The organism is Arthrobacter sp. TmtSoilC48 (genome assembly GCF_059739425.1).
Map to the genome: position 1 here is coordinate 2,815,191 of NZ_AP046049.1, position 12,916 is coordinate 2,828,106.

The 12,916-nt window shown below is 63.4% G+C and carries 9 protein-coding genes and 1 pseudogene; 5 read left to right on the forward strand and 5 right to left on the reverse strand.

What is annotated here, in order from left to right; all coding sequences use genetic code 11:
- Nucleotides 1-3: 3 nt before the first annotated feature.
- Complete coding sequence (locus AC6I97_RS13230) at nucleotides 4-669, forward strand: alpha/beta hydrolase family protein (protein ID WP_497945085.1); 666 nt, start codon at nucleotides 4-6, stop codon at nucleotides 667-669.
- Nucleotides 670-673: 4 nt separating this feature from the next.
- Here AC6I97_RS13230 and AC6I97_RS13235 read toward each other — a convergent pair whose 3' ends face one another.
- The 3 genes from AC6I97_RS13235 to AC6I97_RS13245 all read right to left on the reverse strand — a co-directional run bounded on the left by AC6I97_RS13235 (nucleotide 674) and on the right by AC6I97_RS13245 (nucleotide 4,287).
- Nucleotides 674-2,758 carry an elongation factor G-like protein EF-G2 gene (locus AC6I97_RS13235; protein WP_497945086.1) on the reverse strand — a complete coding sequence of 695 codons (2,085 nt, stop codon included), beginning with the start codon at nucleotides 2,756-2,758 and terminating at the stop codon, nucleotides 674-676.
- A 144-nt stretch (nucleotides 2,759-2,902) separates the two neighbouring features.
- Nucleotides 2,903-3,673 carry a M50 family metallopeptidase gene (locus AC6I97_RS13240; RefSeq protein WP_497945087.1) on the reverse strand — a complete coding sequence of 257 codons (771 nt, stop codon included), beginning with the start codon at nucleotides 3,671-3,673 and terminating at the stop codon, nucleotides 2,903-2,905.
- Nucleotides 3,670-4,287 carry a TetR/AcrR family transcriptional regulator C-terminal domain-containing protein gene (locus tag AC6I97_RS13245; protein ID WP_497945088.1) on the reverse strand — a complete coding sequence of 206 codons (618 nt, stop codon included), beginning with the start codon at nucleotides 4,285-4,287 and terminating at the stop codon, nucleotides 3,670-3,672. The genes AC6I97_RS13240 and AC6I97_RS13245 overlap by 4 nt, the downstream gene beginning before the upstream one ends.
- 155 nt (nucleotides 4,288-4,442) lie before the next feature.
- On the opposite strand from AC6I97_RS13245, the gene AC6I97_RS13250 reads away from it, so the two are divergent.
- Nucleotides 4,443-5,900 (forward strand): APC family permease, encoded by a 1,458-nt coding sequence (locus tag AC6I97_RS13250; RefSeq protein WP_497945089.1) that lies wholly within the window; start codon nucleotides 4,443-4,445, stop codon nucleotides 5,898-5,900.
- A complete protein-coding gene (locus AC6I97_RS13255; protein ID WP_497945090.1) occupies nucleotides 5,890-7,587 on the forward strand; it encodes an amidohydrolase in 1,698 nt (565 codons plus the stop codon). The genes AC6I97_RS13250 and AC6I97_RS13255 overlap by 11 nt, the downstream gene beginning before the upstream one ends.
- 20 nt (nucleotides 7,588-7,607) lie before the next feature.
- Here AC6I97_RS13255 and hrpB read toward each other — a convergent pair.
- Together hrpB and AC6I97_RS13265 are read right to left on the reverse strand one after the other, a co-directional pair.
- Nucleotides 7,608-10,296: pseudogene (hrpB, locus tag AC6I97_RS13260) on the reverse strand (ATP-dependent helicase HrpB).
- A gap of 82 nt (nucleotides 10,297-10,378) precedes the next feature.
- The gene (locus AC6I97_RS13265; protein ID WP_224164324.1) at nucleotides 10,379-11,422 is read right to left on the reverse strand and encodes an NAD(P)-dependent alcohol dehydrogenase; all 1,044 of its coding nucleotides are present in this window, start codon (nucleotides 11,420-11,422) and stop codon (nucleotides 10,379-10,381) included.
- 130 nt (nucleotides 11,423-11,552) lie between these two features.
- On the opposite strand from AC6I97_RS13265, the gene AC6I97_RS13270 reads away from it, so the two are divergent.
- Together AC6I97_RS13270 and AC6I97_RS13275 are read left to right on the forward strand one after the other, a co-directional pair.
- Complete coding sequence (locus AC6I97_RS13270) at nucleotides 11,553-12,473, forward strand: helix-turn-helix transcriptional regulator (protein ID WP_497945091.1); 921 nt, start codon at nucleotides 11,553-11,555, stop codon at nucleotides 12,471-12,473.
- Between the two features lie 21 nt (nucleotides 12,474-12,494).
- A complete protein-coding gene (locus AC6I97_RS13275; protein WP_497945092.1) occupies nucleotides 12,495-12,899 on the forward strand; it encodes a (R)-mandelonitrile lyase in 405 nt (134 codons plus the stop codon).
- Nucleotides 12,900-12,916 lie beyond the last annotated feature (17 nt).

The following is a 12,916-nucleotide window of genomic DNA, read 5'->3' on the forward strand; positions in this document are numbered from 1 at the left end:
TACATGCCAAACACTGAAACCGCCCTGACTGTTGCCATGGGAGACACCAAGGTATCGGGAATCCACGTCTGTCCGGAGAAGTCGTTCGCCACCCTCGTAGTTGCCCACGGCGCCGGAGCAGGAAAGGAACACCCCTTCCTGCAGGGATTTGCCGAAGCGATGGCGGAGGAAGGCGTCAGTACGCTGCGCTTCAATTTTCCGTACCGGGAAGCCGGGCGACGATTCCCTGACCGCCCGCCGGCAGCCATAGCCACGTGGCGCGCTGTCATGGAAAAGGCCGCGGAACTCGCAGGCAATGAACCGTTGTGGGCGGGGGGAAAATCCTTTGGCGGACGGATGGCCTCCATGGCCGTGGCTGAGGGAATGCCCGCGAGTGGCCTGGTGTATCTCGGTTATCCACTCCACGCGCCGGGCAAACCGGAGAAGCTCCGCGATGAACACCTCTACGGGATAACAGTGCCCATGCTGTTTCTTCAGGGCACCCGCGATACCTTCGCGACACCGGAACTACTGGAGTCTGTGGTGGCCAGGATAGGCACGACGGCGACTCTCCAGTGGAGCGAAAATGCAGACCACTCGTTCGTGGTCAAGGGCCTCAAGCGCAGTGCCGCCGAGATAGGTGCCTCGCTTGCACCCGCGGTGGCAGGATTCATGAGGGAAAACAGTTGAGGAACTACTTCGGCACCGGCTCGTGGCGCAGGTAGGATCTCCGGAAGCGGCCGGTGCCCGCTGTCAGGGCGCGAAGTTCCACGGCGTAGCGCCGAAGTTCCTGGTCAGGGACCTCGGCGGTGATCTCAGTGCCTTCGCCGTTGGCTGCCGTCGTGCCTGTCACCCGTCCCCTTCGGCCGGACAAATCACTCATCACTGCCCCGACATGCTCGTCCGGGACACTGACCACAACGGCTGACACGGGCTCAAGCAACTGGATTTTGGCCGTTGCCGCGGCTTCGCGGAGGGCCAAGGCGCCGGCGGCCTGGAAGGCTGCGTCCGAGGAATCCACACTGTGGGTTTTTCCGCCCACCAAGGTGACTTTGATATCCACCACGGGGAACCCGGCCGAAACGCCCTTCAGCATCTGGGAGCGGACGCCCTTTTCCACGGAAGTGACGAACGTACCGGGAATGACACCGCCCACCGTCTTGTCAGCGAATTCAAACCCCTCCCCGCGCGCCAGGGGCTCGACCTCGATGTCGCAGATAGCGAACTGCCCATGTCCGCCGGATTGCTTGACGTGCCGGCCGTGCCCGGCTGCCTTGCTGGCGAAGGTCTCCCGCAACGGTGTGATGACCTCCACGGTTTGAAGTTTGACGCCCTGGTTGCGCAGCCTGTCCAGGATCACCTCGGCATGCGCTTCACCCATGCACCACAGGATCAGCTGGTGCGTGTCCTGGTTGCGTTCCACCCGAAGCGTCGGATCTGCCGCGACTACCTTTCCTATGCTCTTGGCCAACGCGTCCTCGTCGCTACGGGACATTCCTTCGATCGCTATGGGCATCAGCGGTTCAGGCATGTTCCAGGTTTCGATCAGCAGGGGGGCGTCCTTGTCAGAGACCGTGTCCCCGGTTTCCGCGTTTGCCAGCTTGCTGAGGGCACAAATGTCACCTGCGATGCACTGGGAGACAGCTTTCAGGCTTGATCCGACGGGTGAGTACAGATGCGTGACGCGTTCATCGCTGTCGTGGTCCTCGTGTCCCCTGTCAGCCAATCCCCTGCCGCCGATGTGGATGGCTGTATCTTCACGGAGGGTTCCGGAAAAAACACGGACCAGGCACACGCGACCCAGGAACGGGTCCACAGTCGTCCGTACCACCTCGGCAGCCAGGCGTCCTGCGGGGTCGCAGTCCAGCGGTTTCAGGGACGAACCGTCGAGCTTCATCACCGGGGGTGCGGTTCGTTCCAGCGGCGACGGCAGCGCATCGATCATCAGCGCCATGAGCTCGGGAAGCCCCAAACCCGTTTCCGCCGAGGTAGCCATCACCGGGAAGAAGGAGCCTCTGCTCACAGCGGTCTCCAGGTCCTTGATGAGGTCCTCCAGCGGCAACTCTTCACCGCCCAGGTAGCGGTCCATCAACGTCTCGTCTTCGCTCTCGGCAATGATCCCTTCAATCAACGGACCGCGTGCTTCCTCCACGGCAGGATCATTGCTGCTTCCGTGGAGCACGCCTGCCAGTTCTCCCCCGGAAGGCAGGTACAGCGGGAGAACGGACTCGCCGAAGGCTTCCTGGCAACGCACGACGGCGGCGCTGAAGTCTGCGCGGGGGTGGTCCAGGCGGCTGACTACGACAGCCCTCGGCATGCGGATCTTCTCGCATTCACCCCACAAGGCGATGGTGGCGCCGTCGATGCCGTCCACGGCGGACACGACAAAGAGGGCCGCATCGGCGGCCCTCAACCCTGCTCGTAATTCCCCTGTGAAATCCGTGTACCCCGGAGTGTCGATCAGGTTCACCTTGACCTCGCCCACCAGTATCGGGGCCACAGACAAGGTGACGGACCTCTGCTGGTGGATGGCTGAAGGGTCTGAATCACTGACGGTAGTCCCCTCGGTGATCGAGCCCATCCTGGTGATGGCCCCGGTCGCCGCCAACAGGGCCTCCACCAGCATCGACTTCCCTGCACCTGAATGCCCCACGAGTGCCACGTTGCGTATCTTGGCAGGATCGCTTGCCGCCAGAGCCGTACCGTTCTCGCTTCGCCGGGACTCGGGTGTACCGGGTCCGGCCGCTTTGGCCGTCTCCCGTGTGCCCTTCGCGGACATGAGCACCTCCTGGTGTCGTATCCAAGCTCGGAGTTCGAACGCGTCGAAAGGTTCGAACGTGTAAGAGGATTGGACACCCTGAGGCGACCACAGGGCAAGACCCAGTTGCGGACGAAGAGCCGCCGGCCAAGCGGCCAACGTGTACTAGGCCGGCACCATGCCCCACAACAACCATGCTGAGGTTACAGTGCTTCCTGTGATGACTACGGAGAATCCTGTCAGCCACAGGAATGATGGGACACCCGTGGTTTGGCTCAGGATGTAGGCGTCCGACGCTGCGAGCCGGTTCCGGCGCCGTGTATGGACACCGGCAAGCTTGAAAAGGTCGCGCACGGCACCCACTGACAGGGCGATCCCCAAGGCCAGCACAGCGTAGTCAACGATGGTGGGAGATCCGAAGAAGACCAAAAGCTGGGCGATAGCTGCGCTGACCACCGCCACGAGGATCCCTGTGAGGTTGCGCAGGAAAATCAGGGAGACCAGCAGGATGAGGGCGCCTACGGACATTGCGGCCCCTGATCGGCCGGCGGCGAACGCAGCAATCAAGGCAAGTCCCACTACCGCGGGCGCAGGATATCCCCAGAACCCTGACCAGGCCGCACCAAAGGGGCTCCGGCCGCTGCTGACGAGGCGGCCCGAATGATCCAGTCCGATGCGGAGGCTGTGGACGAATCGCCCCGTCATGAGGGCGGCATAGGCGTGGCCCAGCTCATGGACGAAGGTGACGTAGAGACCGAACCATCGCCACGTGGCTCGAGGGATGCTCAAAATGGTTGCTGCGGCAAGAATCGCCACCAACGCAGATAGGGGCACGGCCGTCGTGTGGACGTCGGTGAAGCCACGGACCACAGCCGCCCACCAGGTTTGTAAAGGATTCACAGCGGGATTCACAGCGCCGTTCACAGCAACGTTCACGGCACCGGGGAGTTGAGGCGTGAACGGAGCCCGGCTACCAGGATCTCCAAACCGAAATCGAAGGCTGCTTCACCCCGCTTGTCCGGCGGACCCGCGTGCGTTAACGCCTGGGTAAGGGCCGGGTAGCCGTCAACGGGAGGGGCCCACACGACGTCGGGAGCGGCCAGGTCCAACGCAAATCCCAAGGCAAAACTGTCGATCGTGGAGATGGCCGAAACCACATCCTGTCCCTGGAAACCGGCATTTTCCAAGGCGACCGCCAGACTCTCATAGAGAGCCAGCACCTGATCGTCCTGCACAGTTTGCAAGACCAGCAGGGGCGCCAGGCGGGGGTGCCGGGCGAAGGCGTCCCGGTAGGCGCGGACGATGACCCTGAGGGCGTCCTCCCAGTCCTGCCCTTCATGGAGCGTGTAAGGGCTCTCGGCGATGATCCGTCCCCGCATCAGCTCCAGTATTTGTTCGCGGCCGCTGACATGGTTGTAAATGGACGATTGACTGACGCCGATCCTCTTGGCCAGTTTGGGCAGGCTGAAGTCCCCGGCCTCGTCCACCAGTTCCAAGGCGGCCGTGACGAGTGCGTCGATGGATATCAGCGGAACCAGCGGGCGTGGCATTCGGGTTCTCCAATCAATGTGTTGTTACGACTCTAGCCAGAAGTTTGGGCAAAGGTATTGTGCGCCCAATCACAAGGCCCTACGATAAACGAAAGCCTTTCGCTTATCGATCGACTCCCCCCCAAATCTCCCCGCATTAGATCTCCGAGGACACCATGTCTGAAATCGAAACCCGCCCTCCTGCAGCGGATGCTGGAAACGGGCTCAAGAAAAATGCCATCGGCACAGGCGGCATTGCATTCCTGGTCATCTCCGCAGCAGCTCCCTTGACCGTGATGGCCGGCGTGGCACCTGTGGCCATTGGCATCGGGGGCATTGGCGCCCCCATGGGCTACGTCATCGCCGGCGCCGTTCTCTTGATCTTCGCTGTGGCTTTCATGGCCATGACCAAGCACGTCAAAGCAGCCGGCGGCTTCTACACCTACATCACTCTTGCCATGGGAAAAACGGTAGGTCTGGCCTCCGCCATCCTCGCCATCGTCTCCTATAACTGCCTGCAGATCGGCGTCTACGGGCTCTTCGCAGTCCAGACCCAGGCCATGCTCCGAACACTCTTCGGCCTGGACGTACCATGGCCGGCAGTCGCCTTGATGGCCGTCGCCGCCGTCTGGTTCCTTGGCTATCGGGGCATCGACGTCGGGGCAAAGGTCCTGGGTGTCCTGCTCATTGCCGAGACCGCCATCCTTGCCGTCATGGGCGCCGGCATCCTGGCGAACGGGGGCGCCCAAGGCATCAGCCTTGCCTCCTTCTCCCCCGAGCATGCGTTCACCCCTGGCGTCCTGGCCATCCTTGCCATCTGCTTCGCCGCTTTCATGGGCTTTGAATCCACCGTGCTGTACCGCCGTGAGGCCCGAAACCCAGACAAGTCCATCCCGCGGGCAACCTACATCGCGGTCGGCTTCATGTCCGTGTTCTATGCGTTCATCGTGTGGACGGTCATCCAGGCCTACGGCGATGGTGACGTGATGGCAGCTGCAGGTGAGTTGGCCGACGGCATGTTCTTCGCCACGATCAATCACTACGTGGGTCCGTGGGCCGAGGTTGTCATGTACGTGCTGATCGTGACCAGTGTCTATGCCTCCCAGCTTGCCTTCCACAATGCCATCAACCGCTACGTTTACATGCTGGCAAAGGACGGCGTCCTTCCCGCTTTCCTCGGGAGGACCCATCCGAAGTACAAGTCCCCGCACCGCGCCGGACAGATCCAGACAGCCCTCGCAGCCGTCGTCATCATTATTTGCGCCATCGCCGGCGCCGATCCTTACAAGGAGCTGCTGATCTGGGTCAACACCCCCGGCATCTTCGGCATTGTCGCGTTGCAGGGACTGGTGTCCGTGGCAGCTTTCATCTACCTTCGGCGCAACCCGGAAGCCGTGACCAACCGGCTGCTCATTCCTTTGAGCATCGCTTCAGCCATCCTGCTCTTCGGTGTGGTTGCCCTGATCGCCATCAACATCGAACTGTTGACTTTCGCCGATGCCCTTACCAACACCATCCTCCTGTTGGTGACCCCCCTTGTTTTCGTGGCAGGCCTGCTGACAGCCCGCAGATTGCGCAGTGCCCGCCCTCACATCTTCGCCCGGATTGGAAGCTTCGAAACCCATGACTCCTGACCTCATTGTCCTTGCCGACACCATCCACACGCTCGACGACCACCCGGATAACGGTTCCCGACCGGCCATTCAGGCCGTTGCCGTCCGCGACGGGTTGGTAGCCGCCGTCGGAACCCGGGAGGATGCCCGGCAGTGGCGTGGGCCCGGTACCCGGGTAGTGGACCTTGGCGGTGCGACACTTACGCCAGGCCTGGTGGATTGCCACATCCACCCGGTGTTTGGCCTGGACCTGACCATCGGCTGTGATCTGTCCGGCGCGTCGACTTTGGCTGAAGTACGCGCGCTGCTGCAGTCAGAATCAATGAACGGCGCAGAATCAACGACCGGCCCAGAATCAATGACGGGCCCAGTGCCATCGGACGACGGCGGCTGGTTGCGTGCCTGGGGTCTGAATCCGAACGCGTTTGGCCCAGTACCCCTGCACCGGAGTGTGCTCGACGAAGTCTCCGGAGACCGGCCGGCGATGATCCGTTTGTTCGACGGGCATTCGGCGTTGGCAAACAGCCGGGCACTGGAATTGGCCGGGATCAGTGGCCGCGTTGAATTCGACCAGTCCGCCGAGGTGGTCTGCGACGCCGACGGCGTCCCCACAGGGATGCTCCTGGAAGCGGCGGCCATTGACCTGGTGCAGCGTCACATTCCCAAGGAATCCTTTGAGGACCGCAAGACCCGCCTGGGTGTCTTGCTCCGGGACTTCGCCCGGTCCGGCCTGACCGGCGGGCACGTCATGGACCATGACGAGGAGTCGACGGCTCTACTTCAGGCTTTGGAAGCCGACGGTGAGCTGCCGCTGCGGTTGCGGAGTGCGCCGTGGTGCATGCCGGGCACTGGCGTGGCCGAATGGAAGCAGCTTGCCCGCACTGTAGGCACCGGCGGACGCCGCTGGTCGGTCGAGGCCATCAAACTGTTCGTTGATGGAACCGTGGACAATGGGACGGCGTGGCTTTACGAGCCGGACCTGTACGGCCAATCCACTGCGCCATTCTGGCCACGGCCGGAAGAATACACAGCTGCGGTACGCTACTTTGCCTCCCGGGGAATCCCGACGGCGACACACGCCATTGGCGATGCCGGCGTGGAACATGTCCTGGACGCCTTGGAGTCGCTCCGCGGTGTTGTGCCCTCGGACGTGCTCCGCCAGACAGTTCACAGGATTGAACATATCGAAACGGTGCCCGACCAGCTGGTGGAACGCTTCCAGCACGCCGGAGTCGTGGCGAGTATGCAGCCGACGCACTGCACACATTATTCCGCGGCTGACCACAGTGACAATTGGTCCACCCGGCTAGGCAAGGTCCGTGCCGACCGCGCATGGCGTTGCAGGGACCTCCGCGAGGCCGGAGTCACCGTGGGCATCGGCTCCGACTGGCCGATCGCTCCGTACGCACCCTTGCCGATCATTGCAGACGCCCAGTTGCGGCGCCGTTCCGGACATCCGGAGCAGGAGCCCATCGCACCAGCCCAGGCGCTCACCGCACTCCAAGCGCTTGAGGGCTACACCTCGCACGCGGCGCGGGCTGCAGGACTGTGGGACGTTTCGGGCTCGATCACGGTGGGCAAACGCGCCGACTTCACCGCGTTTGAGCGGGACCCACTGACCACGGCGCCGGATGAGTTCGCCGCAAGCAGCGTAGTAGGCACGTTCGTGGACGGCGAGATCCAGTTCATGTTGGAAAGGCTTGCCTAGCAGTTCTTTCATCGGCTGGGCTACATGCGGTTCTTGGTTTTGGCCGTAGCCAGTGCCGTCCACGGATCTTCGGGCCAGGGATGCCTGGGGTAGCGCCCACGCATCTCTGCCCGAACCCGGGAGTAGGGCCCGGACCAGAACGAAGCGAGATCGGCTGTTACTGCCAACGGCCTGCCTGCGGGAGACAAAAGGTGGAAAAGCACCGGTACCCTTCCGCCAATAAGGCGGGGCGTGCGGTCCCAGCCGAAGCATTCCTGCAGCTTGACCGCTACAACCGGGCTACCGCCGTCGTGCTCCGCATTCTTTCGCTCCGGGCCCCCGGAGCCGTCAGCGACCTCGGGGTAGTCGATCCTCACCCGCGAGCCGCTGGGCACCTGAAGGCGCTCGGGCACCAGGCTGTCCAAGGTGGAAGCCTCGGGCCACGGGAGCAGGCGCCGGAGTGGATCGGTGAGGTCAATCGTGGCGGCCGGGGTACCGGTGGCCATGGATTCGAGCTCCGGGGCAAGCCAGTCATCCAACCTGGCCAACAGGGCGGATTCGCTGACATCCGGCCACGGATCGCCCAGCTCCCGGTGCAACAAGGCCAGACGCCGGCGCAGCGCATCTGCCGCAGCGGACCACCCGATCATCGAGAGTCCTGCCTTTTCCAGCGCAATCGCAACAGCATGACGGCCCTGCTCGACGCTGGGGCGCACGGGCGTCGAGGACAGCACAAGGGCTCCCAGCCTCCGCTCAAGCCTGGCGGTCACCCGGCCTTGGGCGAAACGTGCCGTTACTTCCTCCACCGACAGCTCCGGCGCCGCAGCCACCGCCAGTTCGGCGGACAGGGGCGCCGCCGATCGGATCACGGCTCCCGTGCCCGCGGCATCCCTGCCTTGGGCGCGGGAAACCTCCGCCACGGCCAACCAGTCATGACCGGCCAGGGAGCTACCTGCGGGCAGACCAGCCCTGGTGCCCGATGTCAGCAGATACGTGGGTGCCCCTTGGCCGGGAACCCGCCTGGCAATACGGTCCGGGAAGGCCAACGCGACCACGAACCCCGGAGCTTCCCTCGCTGAAACGTCCAGGGGCGCTTTCACGGCGTCGGAGGTCTCCTGACGCGCGAACGATTCCATCCGTTTGACGTCCTCGGCGAATCGTCGGGCTGCCGGGTCTGATCCGGAACGGACTGCCGCCAGGAGTTTTGTGAGATCGGCACCAGGTGCGCGTTGATCACCGGCCACCAGTGCCACGGTTTCAGCGGCAAGGCGGCGGCCAACCAGCGCGGAACCGTCCAGCAACGCGCGGGCCAGCCGCGGGTCTGCCGGGATCTTCGCGAGTGTCCTGCCCAGGTCCGTGACCGTTCCTTCCAATGTCACTGCACCGAGTTCCCGAAGGACCTCGACGGCGTCATCCATAGCGGCACGCGGTGGTGCGTCGGGCAGTGCAAGCCCCCGACCCCCGGGTGCTCCCCAGCAAGCGAGAACCAGAGCGGCGCTGGTGAGGTCGGCCACCGAAATCTCCGGGGTTTGATGTGCTGGCGCAGCAGCGAAGGCCTGTTGGTCGTAGCACCGGACAACCCTGCCTGGTCCTTGGCGCGCTGCGCGGCCGGCCCGCTGCTCCGCAGAAGCCTTCGAGCAGGACACCGTCACCAGTCCGGACATGCCTCTGCCCGCGTCACGACGCGGTTCACGTGACAGGCCGGAATCAATAACGAGCCGGACGCCCGGCACCGTGAGTGACGACTCGGCCAACGCCGTTGACACAATAATTCGAGGAGGGCCGCCGGGTTCCCGGCCCGAAACCGCCCGGTCCTGGGCATCCGGACCGATCTGGCCGTGCAGCTCAAGTACCTCAACACCGCCCTGGACCCGCCCGCGGAGGCGGCTGGCGACGTCGGACACTTCACGGACGCCTGGGAGGAAGACCAAAGCGTCAACGTCGGGGTTTTCCATGAGCGCTTCCTCATGGGCGGCCACCGTTGTCTCGGCAACATGGTTAAGGAAGCTGTATGCCACGCCGCGATCGTCCAAGCGCTGGCCCGGGGCCGGAACCCACTGGACCTCCAGGGCGTGCAGCACGGAAGGACAGTCGACGACGGGAGCCGGCACGCCGCCGTCGGCCTCCCCCAAGCCGCCTCGCTCCAGCCCGTTTTGCCCCAGCAGGCTGGCGAAACGCTTCGCGTCAACGGTTGCCGACATGGCCACCAGCGTGAGGTCGCCCCGGAGTTCCTGGACTTCCGCGAGCATGCCCACCAGCAGGTCGGTTTCGAGGCCCCGCTCGTGGACCTCATCCAGGATCACCGCTTGCGTGCCCTCAAGTCCCGGATCAGCCAGGAGGCGCCGCAAGAGAATGCCGGGAGTGACGAATTCCACCACAGTGTCCGGGCCCGATTTGCTCTCGCCGCGGACTGTATAACCTACGGCTGCCCAGACGGCTGCCGTCGAGAGAGGCAAGGCGGCGGGCGGCTGAACGCGCGGCCACCCTGCGCGGTTGGGTGACGACGACGCGGGGCGGGCCCGGGCGCCCCTCCTCCACGAGGTTGGCCAGCAGCGGAGGAACCAATGTTGTCTTTCCCGTCCCGGGTGGGGCCTGGACGACCACCGTTCCGCCGACGCCCTGGCTTTTGAGCGCAGCGGTGAGCTTTCCCAGGGAATCAGCGAAGACCAGCCCTGCGCCAATGGTCTCCAGTCTAAAAGTCACCACACCATTGTCCCTGCTTGCCTGCACTAAAAAGGCCACGCCCCTCGATCAACCTGACGGCTGCGAGGAGGCGTGGCCCCTTCAGTGGTCTTGCTGTTGGGTCGGCGTGCTAGCCAATGGTGGACGCGTCGATGACGAAGCGATAACGCACATCGGAGGCGAGTACGCGCTCATAGGCATCGTTGATCTTGCTGGCGGGGATGACCTCGATCTCGGCACCGAGCCCGTGCTCGGCGCAGAAGTCCAGCATTTCCTGGGTTTCGCGGATTCCGCCAATCATGGAGCCGGCGAACCTGCGGCGTCCACCGATGAGGGCGAAAGCATTCACGGGCAGCGGCTCGGCCGGCGCGCCAACGTTCACCAGCGTGCCGTCAAGGCTCAGCAGTTGCAGGTAGGCGCTGATATCGATGGAAGCACTGACCGTGTTGATGATGAGGTCAAAGGTACCTGCCAGTTGCTCGAACGTGGCAGGATCACTGGTGGCGTAATAGTGGTCAGCGCCAAGATTGAGGCCATCTTCCATCTTCTTCAGGGACTGAGACAAAACCGTCACCTCGGCACCCATGGCGTGGGCAATCTTGACCCCCATGTGGCCCAGGCCGCCAAGGCCCACGATCGCGACCTTCTTGCCAGGGCCGGCTTCCCAGTGGTGCAGCGGGGAGAAAGTCGTGATGCCTGCGCACAGCAGCGGTGCAGCAACGTCGAGATCCAGCGCTTCAGGGATGGTGACGACAAAGTCCTCGTTCACCACCACGCTGCTCGAGTAACCGCCCTGGGTGACGGTACCGTCACGGTCAATTGCTCCGTAAGTGCCCACGTTGCCGTTGAGGCAGTACTGTTCCTCGCCCGCCAAGCAGTTCCGGCACTCCTTGCACGAGTTGACCATGCAGCCAACACCAACCCGGTCGCCGACTTTGTGCTTGGTGACGTTCGGGCCAACTTCGGTAACGATGCCGGCAATCTCGTGGCCAGGGACCAGCGGGTACTGCTGGGGACCCCAATCGCCGCGCACAGTGTGGATGTCCGAGTGACAGATGCCAGCGAATTTGATGTCAATGTGGACATCGTGAGGTCCAACCCCGCGACGTTCGATGGTGGTCAGGGTGAGGTCGCCCGTGGCCGAGGGTGAAGCATAAGCGTTAGCGGAAGGCATGTTTCTCCTGCGTGATGAAGATCAGTGGATGTTTCCATCTAACCCTCTTTTCCACAATGCAAGGAGTTACTGCTGTTAGGGGTACTGACAGGGACTCCCTTGGGAGACCAAAACCCCTACCGTTGGAAACATGGACAACCGTACCGAGACGCGCGATTTCCTCTCGACACGAAGAGCGAAGATCACCCCCGAACAAGCTGGGCTTGCCGCCTATGGCGGCAACCGGCGCGTCCTGGGGCTCCGCCGAGGCGAAGTTGCCATGCTTGCCGGCGTCAGTGTTGAGTACTACACCCGCTTGGAGCGGGGGAACCTCTCAGGCGTCTCGGATAGCGTCCTCGAATCGCTCGCCAATGCCCTGCAACTGGACGACGCCGAACGGGCGCATCTCTTGGACCTCGCCCGTGCGGCCAACGACGGCGGCTGGTTGCGGCGTCGGCCGGTACGGAAACAATCCATCCGGCAGGGCGTCCAACTCACATTGGACGCAATCACCCATTCGCCGGCATTCGTGCGCAATGGCCGGCTCGATATCCTCGCTACCAACGCCTTGGGCAGGGCACTGTACTCGGAAAGCTACGACAACCCTTCCGGACCACCCAACCTTGCCCGCTTCCTCTTCCTCGATCCCCGCAGCCATGACTTCTACACCGATTGGGAACGGGCCGCCAACGACACGGTGGCCATTATGCGGACCGAGGCCGGGCGGGACCCATACGACCGTGGACTCACAGACCTCGTAGGCGAGCTGTCCACCCGCAGCGAAGAATTCCGTGTGCGCTGGGCTTCGCACAACGTCCGGCAGCATTACACCGGCAAGAAACAATTCCGTCATCCGATCGTCGGGGACCTGCACATGCTCTACGAGGCGTTTGAGTTGTCCGCTGACGACGGCCTGACCATGACCATCTACAACCCGGAGCCCGGCACCGGGACTGAGGATGCCCTGCAACTGCTTGCGAGTTGGGCTGCCACCACGCTTGCCTCTGAACCTGGCACGCCCGAACCCGGCCACGACCTCCCCGCGACGAAACGCAAGACGAACCGCAACTAATTCCGCAACGAAAAAGGAACGATGGAGATTACCCCCAAAACCACCAGCACCAAGGGACCATCAGGGCTCTTCACCGGCGACGTCTACTTCGACGTCATCGCCAAGGGAGACGAGCCCTCCCGACTGCGGGTGAACATCGTCCGCTTCGCACCGTGTGCGAGAACGGCGTGGCACACCCACGCGGCTGGACAGACGCTCTACGTGACCGACGGTGTGTGCCTGGTGCAGGCGCGCGGAGGCGAGGTCAAGGTGGCCCGTCAAGGTGACACCATCTACACACCGCCGGGCGAGTGGCACTGGCACGGTGCTGCTCCGGACCATTTCATGAGCCACCTTGCCATGTGGGAAACCACCGGAGCCTCAGACGGTTCCGAAACAACCTGGGGCGAGTTGGTATCTGACGAGGAGTACGGCTATCCCGGCTGAAGCCCTTGGAAGTGCTT